This is a genomic window from Allobosea caraganae, assembly GCF_003351345.1.
Lineage (GTDB): Bacteria > Pseudomonadota > Alphaproteobacteria > Rhizobiales > Beijerinckiaceae > Allobosea > Allobosea caraganae.
Window position 1 is genome coordinate 35,963 of sequence record NZ_QQTO01000012.1, and the last position, 17,464, is coordinate 53,426.

Genomic DNA, 17,464 nt, shown 5'->3' on the forward strand with positions numbered 1-17,464 from the left:
CCCTATTGAAAATGACACATCTAGAGAGCACAGTTTTGTGGACATCCATCCGGACATCGGAGTGGACAAAAAATGGCACATAATCGGAGGGAGCATGTCCTACCTTCAAACTCACCCCTGGCTTTCGTTTACGCTGGACCTGCGTCAATTCAATCATTCGCTATGGATGCTCCTGGGCGAAGCCCGATCAAAGTGCGCGCACTTGAGCAGCGTCCCGATGCGTCCAGAGATCGCAGATCGGCTTCACAGAGTTTATCTGGCTAAAGGCATTCATGCCACAACGGCAATAGAGGGCAACACTCTCTCTGAGAAGCAGGTCTTGGAGATAATTGAAAACAAGAAAGACGAAAAAAAATCGGAACGCTACCTTCGGACAGAAATCGACAACGTCCTACATTCCGCAAATAAAATTCTCGAAAGCGTGGAAAAATATGGATTCAAACCTATAACAGCGACCGAAATTAAGTCCTACAATAAACAAATACTTGAAAATTTAGACACCGATGAACATGTGACGCCCGGTGAATTTTCGCCAGTTCAGGTTGGCGTCCCACGGTACAAGGGAGCAGCACCTTCCGATTTCGCAACCCTCGTCACCAAGCTCTGCGACTGGCTAAATAGCGACTTCGCTTTTGAAGACGAAGAGCTTGCAGTTCCGTTTGGCTTAATCAAAGCCATCGTATCCCACGTCTACCTAGTATGGATTCACCCCTTCGGCGACGGCAATGGCAGAACAGCCCGCATGCTTGAGGTCAGATTCCTGCTGGAGGCGAACGTCCCCAGCGTTGCCGCCCATCTTCTTAGTAATCACTATAATCGGACTCGCGATGAATATTATCGTCAACTAGATCGCGCCTCCAAGAATGGCGGAAATCTCGTCCCATTTATCGAGTATGCCATCCAAGGCTTCATTGATCAGATGCGAGATCAAATAAAAGTGATAAAGCAACAACTTTGGGACATATCTTGGATAAATTATGTTTATGATAAATTCGGAGAAGACAAAACTCCGTCTGATCGAAGGCAATTGAAGTTAATACTGGCCCTTGGAAACAAGAGCGAGCACATTGAACGACCTAAATTAAGACTTCTAACTCCAGAAATTGCGGCAGAATACGCCGTAAAAACGTCTAAAACTCTATCAAGAGATATAGGAAAACTAAAATCTCTTGGCTTAATATCAGAGACAAAGGAAGGCGTCAGGGCAAAGAAAGAAATCCTTCTCGCATTCCTGCCTCGCTCCAAGCCGGGAAATGCAGAGCGTCAGCTAGAAGAAGCACTGAAAATGAAGTCCACCGCAGATCAGCTAACCTTCGAATTCTAGCTGGTCGCTCAGAAATCGAAGCTCTCAACCCCGGCCTTGCCGACGCCCTTCACCAGCGCGGCATCCGGCGTGTAGGTGCCCTCGCCCGAATCCCTGAACTTGTTAACGATGGGGTAGCGCCGGTCGCGGCCGAAATTCTTGCGGGTGACCTTCACGCCGGGCGCGGCCTGACGGCGCTTGTATTCGGCAAGATAAAGCAGGCGCTCGACCTTCTTGACCGTCTCCAGGTCGTGGCCGCGCGCGACGATATCGGCGAGCCGCATCTCGTGCTCGATCAGGCAGGCGAGGATGTCGTCGAGCACATCGTAGGGCGGTAGCGAATCCTGGTCCTTCTGGTTCTCGCGCAGTTCGGCCGAGGGCGGCTTGACGATGATGTTCTCAGGGATCACCTCGCCATCGGGGCCAAGCGCGCCTGCCGGCTTCCAGCGGTTGCGGAGGTGGCAGATGCGGAAGACCTCGGTCTTGTAGAGATCCTTGATCGGGTTGTAGCCGCCGTTCATGTCGCCATAGAGCGTGGCGTAGCCGCAGGACATCTCGGACTTGTTGCCGGTCGTCACCACCATCGGCCCGAACTTGTTGGAGATCGACATCAGCAGCGTGCCTCGCACGCGGCTCTGCAGGTTCTCCTCGGTGATGCCGCGGTTGGTGCCGGCGAAGAGATCGGCGAGCGCGCGCTCGAAGCCCTCGACCGGCTCGGAGATCGGCACGATCTCGTAGCGCACGCCGAGCGCGTCGGCGCAGGCCCTGGCGTCGTCGAGGCTCTCCTGCGAGGTGAAGCGATAGGGCATCATCACGCAGCGGACCTTGTCGGCGCCGAGCGCATCGACCGCCATGGCGGCGCACAAGGCCGAGTCGATGCCGCCCGACAGGCCGAGCACGACGCCGGGGAAGCCGTTCTTCTGGACGTAGTCGCGCAGGCCGAGCACGCAGGCGGCGTAGTCGGCCTCGTCGCCGCTTTCAATGGCGGCCATCTCGCCTGGCCGGCAGCGCCACTGGCCGTCGACCTGCTCCCATTCCGTCATAGCGATGGCCTCGCGGAAGGCCGGAAGCTGGCACGCGAAGCTCTTATCGGCGTTCAGCACGAAGGAGCCGCCCTCGAAGACGAGCTCATCCTGGCCGCCTAGCTGGTTGAGATAGACCATCGGCAGGCCGGCCTCGACGACGCGGGCGACGGCGACGCTCAGGCGCTCGTCGGTGACGCCGCGGCGATAGGGCGAGCCGTTCGGCACGAGCAGGATCTCACCGCCCGTCTCGGCGATGCACTCGACCACCTCCTCGCCCCAGATATCCTCGCAGACCGGCAGCCCGAGGCGGATATGGTTGCGGAACACGACCGGGCCCGGCAGCGGGCCGGGCTCGAAGACGCGCTTCTCGTCGAACACGCCATAGTTCGGCAGATCGACCTTGAAGCGTACCGACTGGATCAGCCCGCCATCGAGCAGGGCATAGGCGTTGTAGAGCTTGCCGTCCTCGAGCCAGGGCAAGCCGACGAGCACGGCCGGGCCACCATCGGCGGTCTCGCGCGCCAGGGCCTCGCAGGCCTTGCGGCAAGCGTCCTGGAAGGCCGGCTTGAGCACGAGGTCCTCCGGCGGATAGGCCGAGAGGAAGAGTTCGGGAAACATGATCAGGTCGGCCCCTGCCCCGGCCGCCTGCTTGCGGGCGGCGCGGACCTTGTCGGCATTGCCGGAGACGTCTCCGACAACCGGATTGAGCTGAGCGAGGGCGAGGCGGAAGGAGGTCGCGGTCATGCGTCTCGCTTTAGCGCGCAGGCGTGCCGCCAGCAACGGCGGGCTTGGCGCGCCCGGCCTGCGTTTTCAGCGGTGTGTGGCCCTTCAGCGCAATGTCGAGCGGAAATCGGCGGAGTAGCGCAGCTCGCGCAGCGGCCGCACCCGGTCCGTGGTCTCGGCATAGACCGGATGCGCCTTGTAGGCCGCCAGCGCCGCCTCGTCGGCGAACTCGGCGTAGACGACCACATCGATCTCGTTGCCCAGCGGATCGACCTTGCGATTGAGCACGACCTCGAAGGCGCTCACATGCGGGATATCGCCGAGCCGCTGCAGGCCTGTACGGATGGTCTCGATATCCTCGGGGCGGCTGGCTGTGAAGAAGACGATGTGCCGGATCATGGCTCTCCATAAGCGGCGAAGCAGGCCGACGCTACGGCTCCAGCCGCATGCCCGAAGAGCACATTCCGCAGCGTTAACCGGGCATTAGGGTTACTATTGGATGAATGACCTATGGGCAATGCGAGGGGGCCAGACAGGCCCCAGGCCCTGGGGAGATCGAGATGCATATCCGTTCCATTGCATCGGCGCTCGGTGTTGCGGCGCTCGGACTGTCCTTGGCCGGCGGCGCGGCTGCGGCGGCCGATTATCCCGTGCTGCGCGGCTCGCAGGTCGAGGATACACCGCCTCCCCCGGATTATTTTGACGGCCCGTTCAACTGGTCGGGCTTCTATGTCGGCGGCGGCGCAGGCGTCTCGAACACGGAGTTCGAGCCGGGCACGGGTCTGCAGGACCTTGCCCGTTACGCATTCCGCAATACGACGCTCGGCGCCGAGCGGGACATGGGCTCGTTCGTCAACAACCTGCCGTCGAAACGCGACAGCGGTGCGACCTTCTTCGGTTTCGCCGGCTACAACGTGGCGTTCGGCGACGCGGTGCTCGGCTTCGAGCTCGACTATACCCGCGCCGGTCAGCGCTACGACGTCAGTGACTACATCGCCCGGCGCTCGCCGACCTCGGACGGCACGCTCAACGACTGGTCGATGACGACCAATCAGGGTGCCAAATTGCACGACTATGCGACAGCCCGGCTGCGCATGGGCTGGGCCTTCGGCCGCTTCATGCCCTTCGCGACGATCGGCGGCGCTGTCGGGCGCTTCGACACGACGTCAACGATCCGCGCCACCTGGGAATTCGAACGCATCAACCCGGTGACCGGGCTGGTCGAGTCGGGGAGAGCATCCGGCTATCCGCTGACTGTCGGAAGCACCAAGACTGATGTCTACGGCTTTGGCCTGACCGCGGGCGCCGGCATCGAGTGGGCGCTGACCGACAACCTCTTCCTCCGGGGCGAGTATCAGCTCATCCGCTTTGCCGATGTCGAGGGCACGACCGCGACCATCAACACGGCGCGCGTCGCGGCCGGCCTGAAGTTCTGAAACGAGACTTAGGCGAAACAAAAAGGCCGCGGCATTCGCCGCGGCCTTTTTCATTGGCAGGCTGACGAAGGTTACTCCGCCGCCTCGACCACCGGGCGCTCCCGCCCTGCCCGCTCGCGCTTGACGAGCTCGGCGACCAGGAACGCCATCTCCAGCGCCTGCTCGGCGTTGAGGCGGGGGTCGCAGACCGTGTGGTAGCGGTCGTTCAGGTCGGCGTCGGTCATGCCGCGGGCGCCGCCCGTGCACTCCGTGACGTTCTTGCCGGTCATCTCCAGATGGATGCCGCCGGCATGGGTGCCCTCGGCCTGGTGCACGGCGAAGAAGTTCTTCACCTCGGTCAGGATCAGGTCGAAGGGCCGGGTCTTGTAGCCGCTCGCGGCCTTGACCGTGTTGCCGTGCATCGGGTCGCAGGACCAGACGACGTTGCGCCCTTCCCGCTTGGTGGCGCGCACCAAAGCCGGCAGGTGGTCGAAGACCTTGTCGGCGCCGAAGCGGCCGATCAGCGTCAGGCGACCGGCCTGGTTCTGCGGGTCGAGCGCGTCGATCAGCCGGAGCAGATCGTCGGCCTTCAGCGACGGGCCGCATTTCAAGCCGATCGGGTTCTTGATGCCGCGGAAATACTCGACATGGGCATGGTCGAGCTGGCGCGTGCGGTCGCCGATCCAGACCATGTGGCCGGAGGTGGCGTACCAGTCGCCGGTCGTGGAATCGACGCGGGTCAGCGCCTGCTCGTAGCCGAGCAGCAGCGCCTCGTGGCTGGTGTAGAAATCCGTCGTGCGCATCTCGGGATGCGTCTCGGGATCAATGCCGATGGCGCGCATGAAGTCGAGCGCCTCGGTGATGCGCTCGGCCACCTCGGTGTAGCGGCTCGACTGCGGTGAATCCTTGACGAAGCCGAGCATCCAGCGATGCGCGTTGTCGAGATTGGCGTAGCCGCCGGTCGCGAACGCGCGCAGCAGGTTCAGCGTCGCCGCCGACTGGCGGTAAGCCTCGAGCTGGCGGCGCGGATCCGGGATGCGGGACTCTGCCGTGAAGTCGATATCGTTGACGATGTCGCCCTTGTAGCTCGGCAGCTCGACGCCGCCGATCGTCTCGGTCGGGGCCGAGCGCGGCTTGGCGAACTGCCCGGCGACACGGCCGACCTTTACCACAGGCGAACCGCCAGCGAAGGTCAGCACCACCGCCATCTGCAGGAACAGCCGGAAGAAGTCGCGGATGTTGTCGGCCGAATGCTCGCCGAAGCTCTCGGCGCAGTCTCCGCCCTGGAGCAGGAAGGCCTCGCCGTTTGCGACTTGTCCGAGAGCCTTCTTGAGCTTGCGCGCCTCACCCGCAAAAACCAGCGGCGGAAAGCCGGCGAGCTGCTGCTCGACTGCCTTCAAAACGGCCTGATCCGGATATTCCGGCATCTGCTGGACGGGCTTTGCCCTCCAGCTCTCGGGCGTCCACCGCTCGGACATCACACGTGCTCCTGAGAATAAAATGTCGCGCCACCCTCTCTTCGGAAGGCAGCGTGATCCAGGCGCTCTATACACCGACGAGGTGGCGATGGCCAATACCACGCTGGCTCGCAATCGCGGCGAGGAGCCGCAGCCGACGATGACGCAACGTCATGAAAGACGAGTCGGGAGAATCAGTTAGCAGAAGGCCTTCATGCAAGGGTTCCGGCCGCTTGCGGATTGATTCAACGACTTGAGACGCTGAATCACGGCAGCAGGATGACGCAGAGTCCGGGCGGCTATGCCACCTCGATATCCGTGCGCGGGAAATCGTCGCCCTTGAACAACAGTGCGGCGCTCAAATGCTTTGCCGTCGCGTAGGAGAAGCAATCGCCGAGGTTGAGGATGCCCGGATAGCGCGGCCCATTCCCCATGCCATAACGCTCGGCCGCTTCGGCAGCGAGCGCGGTGATTGTCATATTCGGCGCGATTGGTTCGATTGCCGCTGCAGCCAAAAACTCATCTACGAGCGCGAGGCCTGCCGTCCGGGATATTGCCTTCCGTCGCGCGACAGCACAGGCCGCCTCCCAAACGGTCACGGTCGAAGCGAAACGCTGTCCATCCCGCTGCTCCAGCCGCCCCGATAGCATCGCGGCCTCGGGTTCCTCGACCATGATCGCGACGATCGCGGATGCATCGAGCGCGATCACTGACCGCCACTCAATTCGTCATAGAAGGCTCTATCGGTAGGTAGGCCGCTGTCGGGCATGGCGCGCAGCTTCTCGTGGAGTGGCCGCAATTTCTCCCACAAAGACGGCTCGGCCGCGTCCCGCTCCGCCTTCTCGGCCAGTGCACGATGGATGATCTCGGTCACGCCCGTGCCATGGCGGCGGGCAAGGTCGCGCGCCAGTGCTTCGACGGCCTCGTTCTTGATGCTCAAGCCCATGAACGCACCGCCTTTCTAGAAAGGTATCCAACTATTCTAGAAATAGCGATCCCAGCCGCCTTGAACAAGGCCCGAGCCTATAGGCTCGTCGGCACCGACGCCCGCGGCGTCCGCATCGTCACCAGCTCTTCGGCCGCGCTCGGGTGCAGGGCGATGGTGCGGTCGAAATCGGCCTTGGTCGCGCCCATGGTCACGGCGATGGCGACCGCCTGGATGATCTCGCCGGCGTCGTGGCCGAGGATGTGGACGCCAAGCACGCGGTCGCTCTTCGCGTCGACCACCAGCTTCATGTAGATGCGCTCCTGGCGGCCGGAGATCGTCGCCTTCATCGGCCGGAAGCCGGTTTCGAAGACGCTGACCTCGAAGCCGGCCGCCAATGCCTGCTGCTCGCTCAACCCGACCGTGCCGACCTCCGGCGTGGTGAAGACGGCGGAGGCGACGAGGCTGTGGTTCATCGCCCAGGGCCTACCGCCAAAGGTCGAGTCGGCGAAGGCGTGGCCCTCGCGGATCGCGACCGGGGTCAGGTTGACCCGGTTGGTGACGTCGCCGACCGCATGGATCGACGGCACCGACGAGGCCGAGCTCTCGTCGACCATGACCTGGCCGACCGGGCCGAGCTTGACGCCGACCTGCTCCAGGCCGAGCCCGACCGTGTTGGGCCGGCGGCCGGTGGCGACGAGGATGGCGTCCGCATCGATCGGCTCGCCCTTGGCGCAATGGGCGCGACGGGTGCCATCGGGCAGTTGCTCGATGCGGTCGACCGTGCAGCCGAGGCGGAATTTAATGCCGGCATGGGCCAGCGCCTCGCGCAGGCGCACCCTGACATCCTCATCGAAGCCGCGCAGGATGTTGTCGCCGCGATGCAGCACCGTGACCTCGACGCCGAGGCGCAGGAACAGGCTGGCGAATTCGAGCGCGATATAGCCGCCGCCGACCACGAGCATCCGCTTCGGCAGGCTCGGCAGATGGAAGACCTCGTTGGAGCTGATGCCGAGCTCGCCGCCGGGGATCGGCGGATCGAAGGCCGGGTAGCCGCCGGTCGCCACCAGGATATGTCTGGCACGGATCATCTCGCCGGACTTGAGCAGGCGGACCTGCTGTGGCCCCTCGATCACCGCCCGCTCCTCGCGGATGGCGACGCCGGCGCCGTCCAGGCCCTTGCGGTAGAGGCCCGACAGCCGCGTCACCTCGTTGGCGACGGCATCGCGCAGGGTCGGCCAGTCGAAGCTCGGCTTGCCGAGCGTCCAGCCGAAGGCGGCGGCGTCCTCGAAATCCTCGGCGAAGCGGCTGGCATAGACGAAGAGCTTCTTTGGCACGCAACCGCGGATGACGCAGGTGCCGCCGATGCGGTCCTCCTCCGCGATCATGACCCGGGCGCCATGGCCAGCGGAAATGCGGGCGGCGCGGGTACCGCCGGAGCCGGCCCCGATCACGAAGAGATCGACATCGAAATCAGACATGGTCCACCTCTTGGTCGGGCCTTGCTTTGCCCGCATCGAACCAGACGGCCGCAGCGGTCAGCACGGCGATCCACCAGCCCTGCCAGGCGCCATGCCCGACCGAGGCCATGGCGAAGGCCGCCGCGAAGACCGCGAGCCGCGGCGCAAGATCGCGCGCCGGCAGGCGCCGCAGACGAGTCAGGAAGGCAAGCCCGGCGAAGCCCAGCAGCAGCGCACCGACCAGCCCGGTCTCGACCCAGACCTGCACCGGCGCGCTATGTGGATGGCCAACGCCGAGAAGCAAGCGGCGCGGCTCCGACACCTGCGCCGCCACGGGATGCGTCTGGAGCGCGGCGGAGGCGCCGAAGCCGGAGCCGATGAGCGGCCGCGCCCTGATTGCCTCGCCGAAGCTGAGCCAGATGTCGACGCGGTCGCGCGAATGCGAATCCGCCAGCTCCGCATGCACGGAGGGCGGAATGGCGCGGTCGGCGAGCTGTCCGAGGAACGGCGCGATTGCGAGCGTCGCGGCGAAGGCGAGCATGGTCGCGGCGAGCGACAGGCGGGGCAGGACCAGCGTCACGGCCCAGCCGGCGGCCAGCATCAGCAGGCCGAGCTTGGCCGCGCCGCTCTCGGAGGCGAAGGTGCACCAGCCGACCGCAAGCGCCGTCAGCGCCGCAAGCACACGATCGCGCGTCGATGCGCCGGGGCGGGTCCATAGGCCGTGGATGACCGGAGCCGAGAGCATGAGGCAGGTGATGACCGGCCGGTTGAAGATGAAGATCATCTGCTTGCCGATGCCGAGCGCGATGCGTTGCGAGAGCCCGCTGGCGAGTTCGAAGACCATCAGCAAAGAGGCCAGGATGATGGCGATCGCCAGGGCGCGCAGCACGGCCGGCCGCGCCCTGAACGACGCGCTCGCGACGATGGCGAGGCCGCAGGCGAGCGGCAGGGCGAGCTCGCCCCACATGGCGAGGCCCGCTGCGGGCCGATGGCTCCAGGCCAGCGAGACGAGCGCCCAGAGCAGGAAGCCGCCAAGGGCGAGGCCGATCGGGCTGCGAATGGCAGCGGCAAGGTTGCGCAGCACTTGCGGCGCCTGCCCGGCCACGAGGAAGGCCAGCGACGCCAGCCCGAAGACCAGCGGCGCCGACCGATTCGCCGCCCACATGACGAGCGGCAGCGCGACCAGCAGCGCGCACCCGAGCAGCGCCAGTTGCTGCGACCAGCGGCGGCGCGGGGGGCTGGTGGCCACCGCGGACGCGGCGGCCAGGGAGGACGGCAAGCTCATGGCGGAGCGCTTACGCCATCGCGCCGGGGCCGCCTAGTGTGATTCCTGTCGCGCTTTTGCGGCGATGGCCACGAAAGACCTTGACATAAGATTATGTAATCAGGCGCAATTGATCGGCGAAACATCAAGCTGTCACTCGAGGCCGTGACACGATAATGGTGCGGAAACTCGCACACGGAGGAACACAATGCTCAAATCCATCCTACTGCGCAGCGCCGTGACGGCGCTCGCGCTGGCCGGCCTGACGACAGCAGCATTCGCCCAGCTCGAGCTCAAGCTCATGGCTCCCGCATCGCCCGGCGGCGGGTGGGACGGCACGGCGCGCTCGATGCAGCAGGCCATGATGGCCGCGGGCATCGCCAAGAGCGTGCAGGTCACCAACGTCACCGGCGCCGGCGGCACCATCGGCCTGTCGCAGCTGATCAACGCCAAAGGCGACGGCTCGCAGCTGATGGTCAACGGCTTCGTCATGATCGGCGCGATCATCCTCAACAAGTCGCCGGTGAACCTGACGCAGACGACGCCGATCGCGCGGCTGACCGCCGAGGCCGAGGTCATCGTCGTGCCGACCGATTCTCCGATCAAGACCGCCAAGGACCTGGCCGACCGGGTCAAGGCCGACCCGGCCAAGGTGACCTGGGCCGGCGGCTCGGCCGGCGGCACCGACCACATCCTGGCCGCCCTCTTCGCCGACGCCGTCGGTGCCGACGCCAAGAAGATCAACTACATCCCGTTCTCGGGCGGTGGCGAGGCGCTCGCCGCCATGCTCGGCGGCCGCGTCACGGCCGGCATCTCGGGCTATGGCGAGTTCGAGGGCCAGATCAAGGCCGGCAAGCTGCGCGCCATCGCGGTGTCGTCGCCGAAGCGCCTCGCCAACGCGCCGGATGCGCCGACGCTGAAGGAACAGGGCATCAACCTCGAGCTGCTGAACTGGCGCTCCGTGGTCGCCGCCCCCGGCCTGAGCGCCGAGCAGCAGAAGACCCTGTCGGACGCGGTCGAAAAGCTGGTCAAGTCGAAGGAATGGGCCGAGATCCTGAAGGCGCGCGGCTGGGACGACGCCTATCTCGGCGGCGCCGAGTTCGCCGCCTTCCAGAAGGCCGAGCAGGAGCGCGTCTCCAAGGTCATGCACGATGTCGGCCTGGTGAAGTGAGGCGCTGACGTCTCGCACCGTTTCGAACCCGCGAAGGGGCCGGGCAACCGGCCCCTTTCTCACCTCCCGACAGCACTTTCAGACGGGTACCGGGCATGGCCAACGAAACCATCACAAGAAGAATCGACCGGCCGGCGCTCGTCGTCGCAGCCCTGCTGCTGGCTAGCGCCGGGCTCGTCGCCAATGACGCGTCCCAGCAGACCATCGTCTCGACCTACGGCCTCGGCCCGACGGCCGTACCCTATGTGGTCAGCATCTGCCTCGCCATCCTCGGGCTAACGCATGTCGTCGTCGCCTTCAAGGACGGCATCCCCACCCCGGACAAGGCTGATACCGGCGCGATCCTCTCGATCGTCGCCGGGCTCGTCGGCCTCGTCGCCTGCATCGCGCTTGGCGGCGGCTTCATCCTGGCGACGGCGCTGATCTTCGCCTGCACGGCACGCGGCATGGGCCGGCGCGCCTTCGCGGTGGACTTCGCCATCGGCCTCGTGCTCGGCCTGGGGATCTTCCTGGTGTTCCAGAAACTGCTGACGCTGAGCCTGCCCGCCGGGCCGCTCGAGCACCTGTTCTTCTGAGGAGCGGCAAAAATGGACACGCTTCTCGCCCTGCTTCACGGCTTCACCGTCGCTCTTGAGCCCTCGAAGCTGCTCTTCTGCCTGATCGGCGTCTTCCTCGGCACCGCAGTCGGCGTGCTGCCCGGCATCGGCCCGGCGCTGACCGTGGCGCTGCTGCTGCCGGTCACCTTCAAGCTCGACCCCGCGGGGTCGCTGATCATGTTCGCCGGCATCTACTATGGCGGCATGTATGGTGGCTCGACCACCGCAATCCTGCTCAACGCACCCGGCGAGAGCGCCTCGCTCGCGACCGCGCTAGAGGGCTCGAAAATGGCCAAGGCCGGGCGCGGCGGCCCGGCGCTGGCGACAGCCGCGATCGGCTCCTTCGTCGCCGGCACCATCGCCACGATCGGGCTCGCCTTCCTGGCGCCATGGCTGGTCGAGATCGCCGTGCATTTCGGCCCCTGGGACTATTTCGGCCTGATGATCCTGGCCTTCGTCACGGTCTCCGCGACCTTCGGCGATTCACCTCTGCGCGGCCTGACCAGCCTGTTCATCGGCATCACGCTCGGCCTGATCGGCATCGACAAGCTGACCGGCCAGGCGCGCCTGACCTTCGGCGTGCCGGAACTGCTCAACGGCATCGAGGTGACGACGCTCGCGGTCGGCCTCTTCGCCGTCGGCGAGGCGCTCTACGTCGCCTCGCAGCGGGCGCACGCGCCGGAGGAGATCATCCCGATCAAGGGCTCGCTCTGGATGACCAAGCAGGACTGGAAGCGCTCCTGGGCGCCATGGCTGCGCGGCACCGCCTTCGGCTTCCCGATCGGCGCGCTGCCGGCCGGCGGGGCCGAGGTGCCGACCTTCCTGTCCTATTCGACCGAGCGGCGGCTGTGCAAATATCCGGACGAGTTCGGCAAGGGCGCCATCGAGGGCGTCGCCGGTCCTGAAGCGGCCAACAACGCCTCCGCAGCCGGCACGCTGGTGCCGCTGCTGACGCTCGGCCTGCCGACCTCGGCGACGGCGGCGATCATGCTCGCCGGCTTCCAGCAATACGGGCTCAACCCCGGCCCGCTGCTCTTCGCTGAGAAGCCCGACCTGGTCTGGGGCCTGATCGCCTCGCTCTTCATCGCCAACGTCATGCTGGTGATCATCAACCTGCCGCTGATCGGGCTCTGGGTGAAGCTGCTCGCGATCCCGCAGCCCTGGCTCTATGCCGGCATCCTGGTCTTCGCGACGATGGGCACGCTCGCGGTGAACGGTTCGCCGGTGGAGCTCACGATGCTCTTCGGCTTCGGCTATCTCGGCTATCTGATGCGGCGCTACGACTATCCGGTCGCGCCGATGGTGGTCGGGCTGATTCTCGGCCCGATGGCGGAGGCGCAGCTTCGGCGCGCGCTGCAGATCAGCCTGGGCGACCCGATGATCCTGCTGGAGAATCCGGGCTCGGCGACGCTGCTCGGCCTCTCCTTCATCGCGCTCGTCGCGCCCTTCGTGATGAAGGGCCTCGACAAATTCAAGGCGGCCGAGGACTAGACGGATCGCCGGACCGCTCCGCGGCAGCGCGCCGGCAACGCCCGACCCAAACGAAAGAGCCGCCGGCGTCGGACGCCGGCGGCTCTTTCGCGATCACGGGCGGCTCAGCTCAGAGCTGGTGGCCGCGCTTGCGCATCTCCTCGCTGAAGCGATCGAACAGCGAGTTGCTCGTGTTGACGCTCCAGGGCTGCAGCAGGGCGAAGATCTCGTCGAGCGCCTTGGGCCGCGCGGCGTTGTAACGCTGGCCGACGGGCGACCTGAAAAAGGCCCCGACCTCCTTGAGATCGGCTTCGGTCATGTGCTTGGCGAAGATGAAGGAGGCAGAGGCCAGCATGTCGTCGCGCTTCTTGTCGGCCTCGGCCTTCAAACCGGCGATCACCTCGTCGGTGTCCTTCGCAAGCTCCGGCCGCGTGGTGACGACCATCTCGCGAACGCGCACGCGGAATTCGTTGTAGATCGACTCGAAGGATTCGGCGACGCCCGTGAGGATCAGGACATCCTTGGCCGCCTGCAGATGGCTCTGCGGGATATCCGCCTGCGCGACCGGAGCCTGCGCGGGGGGCTGCGCAAGAAGCTGGGCCTGCGCGGGCGCGGAGACGGCAAGCGCCAGGCCGATGGCCGCGCCGGCAAGGTGGTGTCGGATCATGGCATTAGGCCCCTTTGTGATGCGGCGGACTTGATATGGCGGTCTTGGCAATCGGAACTCGACCGCGACACGCTTGCGAGCTGGCCGCTCTGTTGTTTCGGTGACGTCTCACTGGCATAGCGCAGGCCGCCTGACCCAGGCGACCCGCACGGGGCCTCCTTAGCGTGGTTTCCGGCAGAATGGAATCATTCGATCGCGCCGAGGATTTTCAGCCCGTCGCCGCTGGCCAAGATGGCGCCGGCGGCAAGGCCGAGGAAGAGCCCGTGCTCGACCACGCCCGGGACCACGTTGAGCGCCGCTCCGAGCAGTTCCGGGTTGGCGATGCGGCCGAGATGCGCATCGAGGATGTAGTGGCCGCCATCAGTCAGCAGCACCGTGCCATCTGGCCGCTTGCGCAGCCTGAGCTCGCCTGCCGCCCCTGACGCGGTGATCGCCGCCGCCATGGCCCGGCGAGTCGCCTCCAGGCCAAAGGGCACGACCTCGATCGGCAGCGGGAAGCGGCCGAGCTCGGCGACGAGCTTGCTGTCATCGGCGATCACGACCATGCGCTTAGAGGCCGCGGCGACGATCTTCTCGCGCAGCAGCGCCGCGCCGGCGCCCTTGATCAGGCGCAGTTGCGGGTCGACCTCATCGGCGCCGTCGACGGTGAGGTCGAGCTCCGGCGTCTCGTCGAGGGTGGACATCGGGATGCCCAGGCTCTCGGCCTGGGCCTGCGTCACCTCCGAGGTCGCGACGCAGAGCACATCGAGCCCAGCCGCGACGCGGGCGCCGAGCAGGTCGACGAAGTGCTTGGCGGTGGAGCCGGTGCCGAGGCCGAGCCGCATGCCAGGACGCACCAGTTCGAGCGCGCGCGCCGCCGCCAGCTTCTTGAGATCGTCCGGGCTCATCGCTGCCTCATGCCTGGGGAGAAGTTGTCCCTCCGGCTAGCACGGGCGACCGCGCCGCGAGAAGCGGCGCGACGGGATATCCCCGGCTGATCGGCGCCGACGCTCAGACGCCGAGCCCGCCGACGAGCATGTACTTGATCTCGACGAACTCATCCATGCCATGCAGCGAGCCTTCGCGGCCGAGCCCGGATTCCTTGACCCCGCCGAAGGGCGCGACCTCGGTGCCGAGGATGGCCGAGTTGATGCCGACCATGCCGTATTCAAGCTCCTCGGCGACGCGGAAGGCACGGCCGAGATCCTTCGAGTAGAAATAGGCGGCGAGACCGAAGGGCGTGTCGTTCGCCATCTGCACGACCTCGTCCTCGGTCGTGAAGCGATAGACCGGGGCGACCGGGCCAAAAGTCTCCTCGTTGGTCACCAGCATCCTGGTGGTGACACCGGAGAGCACGGTCGGCTCGAAGAAGGTGCGGCCCAAGGCATGGCGGTGGCCACCGACCACGACCTTGGCGCCGTTGGCGACCGCGTCGGCGACATGACGCTCGACCTTCTCGACCGCGCGCTCGTTGATCAGCGGGCCCTGCACGACGCCGATTTCGACGCCGTTGCCGACCTTCATCCTGGCGACCTCGCCGGCAAATTTCGCGACGAACTCGTCATGGATGCCGTCCTGGACGAAGAGCCGGTTGGTGCAGACGCAGGTCTGGCCCATGTTGCGGTACTTCGCGATGATCGCGCCCTGCACGGCGGCATCGAGATCGGCATCGTCGAAGACGATGAAGGGGGCGTTGCCGCCGAGCTCGAGCCCGACCTTCTTCACGGTCGAGGCGGCCTGCTGCATCAGCAGCTTGCCGACCGGGGTCGAGCCGGTGAAGCCGACGAAGCGCACCGCAGGATGCGTGGTCATGACCTTGCCGATCGCGACCGCGTCTCCGGTGACGAGGTTGAGCACGCCGGCCGGGAAGCCGGCCCGCTCGGCCAGCTCCACCAGCGCGAGCGCCGTCAGCGGCGTGTCCGGCGCCGGCTTGACCACGAAGGTGCAGCCGGCGGCGAGGCCGGGTGCGCATTTGCGCGTGATCATCGCGGCCGGAAAGTTCCAGGGCGTGATCGCGGCGCAGACGCCGACCGGCTGCTTCTGCACGATGATGCGCGAATTCGGGAAGGGCGAGGGAATGGTCTCGCCATAGATGCGCTTGGCCTCCTCGGCATAGAACTCGACGAAGGAGGCGGCGTAGGCGACCTCGCCGCGCGCCTCGGCCAGGGGCTTGCCCTGCTCGGCCGTCATGATCTGGGCGATGTCCTCCTGGTTCGCCATGATCAGATCGAACCATTTGCGCAGGATGAGCGAGCGCTCCTTGGCGGATTTCTTCGCCCAGGGCTTGAAGGCCCGCGAAGCCGCCTCGACCGCCAGCGTCGTCTCATCAGCGCCGAAGCGCGGCACCTTGGCCAGGACCTCGCCGGTGGCGGGGTTATCGACCGCGTCGATGCCTGCGCCGATCCAGGCGCCGTCGACATAGCATTGCGATTTCAGCAGCGACGGATCGTTGAGCTTCAGCATGGCAATCCCTTCCAGTCTCGAAGGCGGCAAGCCCCCCAAGTCATGAAGGGCAGCTAGTGCCGAAGCCGTAAGCCTTAAAGCCCTGGCGACGCAACGCCGCGCCACGAATACCGGCCATCCGGTGCCCGTTACGAGTGGCGTCCGCTACTTGGCCTGCGGGGTGCAGACCACCTTGTCGTCGAAGACGTAGCAGATGCTCATCTCGCCGGTGCGCAGGTTGACGCGGAAGATGCCGCCCTCGCGCTCGTGCCGCGATGGCATCAGGCCGTACTCGCCGGCCGGCTGCGGCCCGGCCCCCTCGCCCGCGAGGAAGCAGATGGTGACGCCGACGCCACCCTCCTTGAGCTGGAACTGGCAGGCGCCGACCTCGCCGGTCGAGCGGTCGACCCGGTAGACCCGGTTGAGGTCGTTCTGCGGCGCCGGCGCGAATTCGAAGGACGCGGCCCCGGCTGCGGCGGGGGCCGCACAAGCGGCAAGCACGGCGATGATGCGCCCGAGCGGCGCGAGCCTGTGAAGGGATATCGGCACGTCAGCATTCCTTACCGCGAATCATCGGGACACTAGCACCGATGGCCGGCGCTTTGATGGCCTTGCGCGCCGCCGGCTTTGCGCTTGCCAAGCCTGGGGGAAACGCCTTTAAGCGCCTGCGCAACCGGAGCCCCGCCCGATGAGCCTGCCCCCTATCGTCGTCTTCGACCTCGACGGCACCCTGGCCGAGACGGCGCCCGACATCATGGGCACGCTCAACATCATCCTCACGCAGGAGGGGTTGCCGGCGCTGCCGCTGGAGCGGGCGCGCGAGCTGGTCGGCGCCGGCGCGCGCGCCTTGATCGAGCGCGGCTTCCGCGTCTCCGGCCGCCCGCTCGACAGCGAGACGCTGGAGCGACTCTTCGAGGAGTTCCTGCTGGTCTATGCCGACAACGTCGCCGGCAACAGCTACCTCTTCGACGGCGTGCTCGACGCGCTCGACACGCTCGCGTCCGAGGGCTTCGCGCTCGCGGTCTGTACCAACAAGCCGATCCTGCACACGCGCCTGATCCTCGACCATTTCGGCATCAGCGGCCGGTTCGCCGCCGTGGCCGGGCGCGACAGCTTCCCCTTCTTCAAGCCCGATCCGCGCCACCTGACCATGACGATCGAGCAGGCCAAGGCCGATCCGGCCCGCGCGGTGATGATCGGCGACTCGCGCACCGACATCGCCACGGCGAGGGCAGCCGGCATCCCCTCGATCTGCGTGCCCTTCGGCTACACGGACGTGCCGATCGAGACGCTCTCGCCCGACCTCGTCATCCAGCATTTCGACGAGCTGCCGGGCGCGGTGCGCAAGGTCATGGAGCGGGTTCCGGCGGTTTCATGATGCTGCAGGCGACGGGTCCCGGCAGCGGCCCTCCATGGTGATCCTTGGAAAACCGCTTTACAGTTTCCGGCCCGATGCTCTAGGAGAGGCCCCGGTTCGGGCGGCTAGCTCAGCGGTAGAGCACTCCCTTCACACGGGAGGGGTCACAGGTTCGATCCCTGTGCCGCCCACCATGTCTTCCGGGTCTCC

17 protein-coding genes and 1 tRNA gene are annotated in these 17,464 nt (G+C 65.9%); 7 read left to right on the forward strand and 11 right to left on the reverse strand.

Annotated elements, in window-relative coordinates; all coding sequences use genetic code 11:
- The first annotated feature begins 94 nt into the window (after positions 1 to 94).
- On the forward strand, positions 95 to 1,324 hold the full coding sequence (locus DWF00_RS05715; RefSeq protein ID WP_181832746.1) for a Fic family protein: 1,230 nt from the start codon (positions 95 to 97) through the stop codon (positions 1,322 to 1,324).
- Between the two features lie 8 nt (positions 1,325 to 1,332).
- On the opposite strand, the gene DWF00_RS05720 is transcribed toward DWF00_RS05715, so the two are convergent.
- Positions 1,333 to 3,072 (reverse strand): NAD+ synthase, encoded by a 1,740-nt coding sequence (locus DWF00_RS05720; RefSeq protein WP_114830475.1) that lies wholly within the window; start codon positions 3,070 to 3,072, stop codon positions 1,333 to 1,335.
- An 84-nt stretch (positions 3,073 to 3,156) separates the two neighbouring features.
- On the reverse strand, positions 3,157 to 3,450 hold the full coding sequence (locus tag DWF00_RS05725; RefSeq protein WP_114830476.1) for a Dabb family protein: 294 nt from the start codon (positions 3,448 to 3,450) through the stop codon (positions 3,157 to 3,159).
- 161 nt (positions 3,451 to 3,611) lie between these two features.
- Between DWF00_RS05725 and DWF00_RS05730 the strand changes: the two genes are divergently transcribed.
- Positions 3,612 to 4,487, forward strand: coding sequence for an outer membrane protein (locus DWF00_RS05730; protein WP_181832747.1), 876 nt, complete (start codon positions 3,612 to 3,614; stop codon positions 4,485 to 4,487).
- A gap of 71 nt (positions 4,488 to 4,558) precedes the next feature.
- Here DWF00_RS05730 and DWF00_RS05735 read toward each other — a convergent pair whose 3' ends face one another.
- The 5 genes from DWF00_RS05735 to DWF00_RS05755 all read right to left on the reverse strand — a co-directional run bounded on the left by DWF00_RS05735 (position 4,559) and on the right by DWF00_RS05755 (position 9,557).
- Positions 4,559 to 5,944, reverse strand: a complete 1,386-nt coding sequence (locus DWF00_RS05735) for a class II 3-deoxy-7-phosphoheptulonate synthase (RefSeq protein ID WP_114830478.1) — start codon at positions 5,942 to 5,944, stop codon at positions 4,559 to 4,561.
- Between the two features lie 278 nt (positions 5,945 to 6,222).
- Positions 6,223 to 6,633: a type II toxin-antitoxin system VapC family toxin gene (locus DWF00_RS05740; RefSeq protein WP_114830479.1), complete on the reverse strand. Its 411-nt coding sequence runs from the start codon at positions 6,631 to 6,633 to the stop codon at positions 6,223 to 6,225.
- On the reverse strand, positions 6,630 to 6,869 hold the full coding sequence (locus DWF00_RS05745) for a type II toxin-antitoxin system VapB family antitoxin (RefSeq protein ID WP_114830480.1): 240 nt from the start codon (positions 6,867 to 6,869) through the stop codon (positions 6,630 to 6,632). The genes DWF00_RS05740 and DWF00_RS05745 overlap by 4 nt, the downstream gene beginning before the upstream one ends.
- A gap of 77 nt (positions 6,870 to 6,946) precedes the next feature.
- Positions 6,947 to 8,329: a glutathione-disulfide reductase gene (gene gor, locus DWF00_RS05750; RefSeq protein WP_114830481.1), complete on the reverse strand. Its 1,383-nt coding sequence runs from the start codon at positions 8,327 to 8,329 to the stop codon at positions 6,947 to 6,949.
- Positions 8,322 to 9,557, reverse strand: a complete 1,236-nt coding sequence (locus DWF00_RS05755; protein ID WP_181832748.1) for an O-antigen ligase family protein — start codon at positions 9,555 to 9,557, stop codon at positions 8,322 to 8,324. The genes gor and DWF00_RS05755 overlap by 8 nt, the downstream gene beginning before the upstream one ends.
- Positions 9,558 to 9,780: 223 nt before the next feature.
- Between DWF00_RS05755 and DWF00_RS05760 the strand changes: the two genes are divergently transcribed.
- From DWF00_RS05760 to DWF00_RS05770, 3 genes are all read left to right on the forward strand, one after another.
- Complete coding sequence (locus DWF00_RS05760) at positions 9,781 to 10,743, forward strand: Bug family tripartite tricarboxylate transporter substrate binding protein (RefSeq protein ID WP_114830483.1); 963 nt, start codon at positions 9,781 to 9,783, stop codon at positions 10,741 to 10,743.
- A 95-nt stretch (positions 10,744 to 10,838) separates the two neighbouring features.
- Complete coding sequence (locus DWF00_RS05765) at positions 10,839 to 11,318, forward strand: tripartite tricarboxylate transporter TctB family protein (protein ID WP_114830484.1); 480 nt, start codon at positions 10,839 to 10,841, stop codon at positions 11,316 to 11,318.
- 12 nt (positions 11,319 to 11,330) lie between these two features.
- On the forward strand, positions 11,331 to 12,830 hold the full coding sequence (locus tag DWF00_RS05770) for a tripartite tricarboxylate transporter permease (protein ID WP_114830485.1): 1,500 nt from the start codon (positions 11,331 to 11,333) through the stop codon (positions 12,828 to 12,830).
- Between the two features lie 109 nt (positions 12,831 to 12,939).
- Here the strand turns inward: DWF00_RS05770 and DWF00_RS05775 are convergent, their stop codons facing one another.
- From DWF00_RS05775 to DWF00_RS05790, 4 genes are all read right to left on the reverse strand, one after another.
- Positions 12,940 to 13,476: a DUF2059 domain-containing protein gene (locus tag DWF00_RS05775; RefSeq protein ID WP_114830486.1), complete on the reverse strand. Its 537-nt coding sequence runs from the start codon at positions 13,474 to 13,476 to the stop codon at positions 12,940 to 12,942.
- Positions 13,477 to 13,661: 185 nt separating this feature from the next.
- Positions 13,662 to 14,363 (reverse strand): ribose-5-phosphate isomerase RpiA, encoded by a 702-nt coding sequence (gene rpiA, locus DWF00_RS05780; protein WP_114830487.1) that lies wholly within the window; start codon positions 14,361 to 14,363, stop codon positions 13,662 to 13,664.
- Positions 14,364 to 14,466: 103 nt separating this feature from the next.
- Complete coding sequence (locus DWF00_RS05785) at positions 14,467 to 15,918, reverse strand: NAD-dependent succinate-semialdehyde dehydrogenase (RefSeq protein WP_114830488.1); 1,452 nt, start codon at positions 15,916 to 15,918, stop codon at positions 14,467 to 14,469.
- A 144-nt stretch (positions 15,919 to 16,062) separates the two neighbouring features.
- Entirely contained in the window at positions 16,063 to 16,407 is a 345-nt protein-coding gene (locus DWF00_RS05790) for a hypothetical protein (RefSeq protein ID WP_114830707.1), read from the reverse strand.
- Positions 16,408 to 16,585: 178 nt separating this feature from the next.
- Between DWF00_RS05790 and gph the strand changes: the two genes are divergently transcribed.
- Positions 16,586 to 17,275 (forward strand): phosphoglycolate phosphatase, encoded by a 690-nt coding sequence (gene gph, locus DWF00_RS05795; protein ID WP_114830489.1) that lies wholly within the window; start codon positions 16,586 to 16,588, stop codon positions 17,273 to 17,275.
- A gap of 98 nt (positions 17,276 to 17,373) precedes the next feature.
- Positions 17,374 to 17,448 (forward strand) — tRNA-Val (locus DWF00_RS05800).
- Positions 17,449 to 17,464: the final 16 nt, after the last annotated feature.

Excerpts from the sequence above, each read along its gene's own strand:
- DWF00_RS05715 (WP_181832746.1), top strand. The coding sequence starts at position 95 with ATGTCCTACCTTCAAACTCACCCCTGGCTTTCGTTTACGCTGGACCTG.
- DWF00_RS05720 (WP_114830475.1), bottom strand. The coding sequence starts at position 3,072 with ATGACCGCGACCTCCTTCCGCCTCGCCCTCGCTCAGCTCAATCCGGTT.
- DWF00_RS05725 (WP_114830476.1), bottom strand. The coding sequence starts at position 3,450 with ATGATCCGGCACATCGTCTTCTTCACAGCCAGCCGCCCCGAGGATATC.
- DWF00_RS05730 (WP_181832747.1), top strand. The coding sequence starts at position 3,612 with ATGCATATCCGTTCCATTGCATCGGCGCTCGGTGTTGCGGCGCTCGGA.
- DWF00_RS05735 (WP_114830478.1), bottom strand. The coding sequence starts at position 5,944 with ATGTCCGAGCGGTGGACGCCCGAGAGCTGGAGGGCAAAGCCCGTCCAG.
- DWF00_RS05745 (WP_114830480.1), bottom strand. The coding sequence starts at position 6,869 with ATGGGCTTGAGCATCAAGAACGAGGCCGTCGAAGCACTGGCGCGCGAC.
- gor (WP_114830481.1), bottom strand. The coding sequence starts at position 8,329 with ATGTCTGATTTCGATGTCGATCTCTTCGTGATCGGGGCCGGCTCCGGC.
- DWF00_RS05760 (WP_114830483.1), top strand. The coding sequence starts at position 9,781 with ATGCTCAAATCCATCCTACTGCGCAGCGCCGTGACGGCGCTCGCGCTG.
- DWF00_RS05765 (WP_114830484.1), top strand. The coding sequence starts at position 10,839 with ATGGCCAACGAAACCATCACAAGAAGAATCGACCGGCCGGCGCTCGTC.
- DWF00_RS05770 (WP_114830485.1), top strand. The coding sequence starts at position 11,331 with ATGGACACGCTTCTCGCCCTGCTTCACGGCTTCACCGTCGCTCTTGAG.
- DWF00_RS05775 (WP_114830486.1), bottom strand. The coding sequence starts at position 13,476 with ATGATCCGACACCACCTTGCCGGCGCGGCCATCGGCCTGGCGCTTGCC.
- rpiA (WP_114830487.1), bottom strand. The coding sequence starts at position 14,363 with ATGAGCCCGGACGATCTCAAGAAGCTGGCGGCGGCGCGCGCGCTCGAA.
- DWF00_RS05785 (WP_114830488.1), bottom strand. The coding sequence starts at position 15,918 with ATGCTGAAGCTCAACGATCCGTCGCTGCTGAAATCGCAATGCTATGTC.
- gph (WP_114830489.1), top strand. The coding sequence starts at position 16,586 with ATGAGCCTGCCCCCTATCGTCGTCTTCGACCTCGACGGCACCCTGGCC.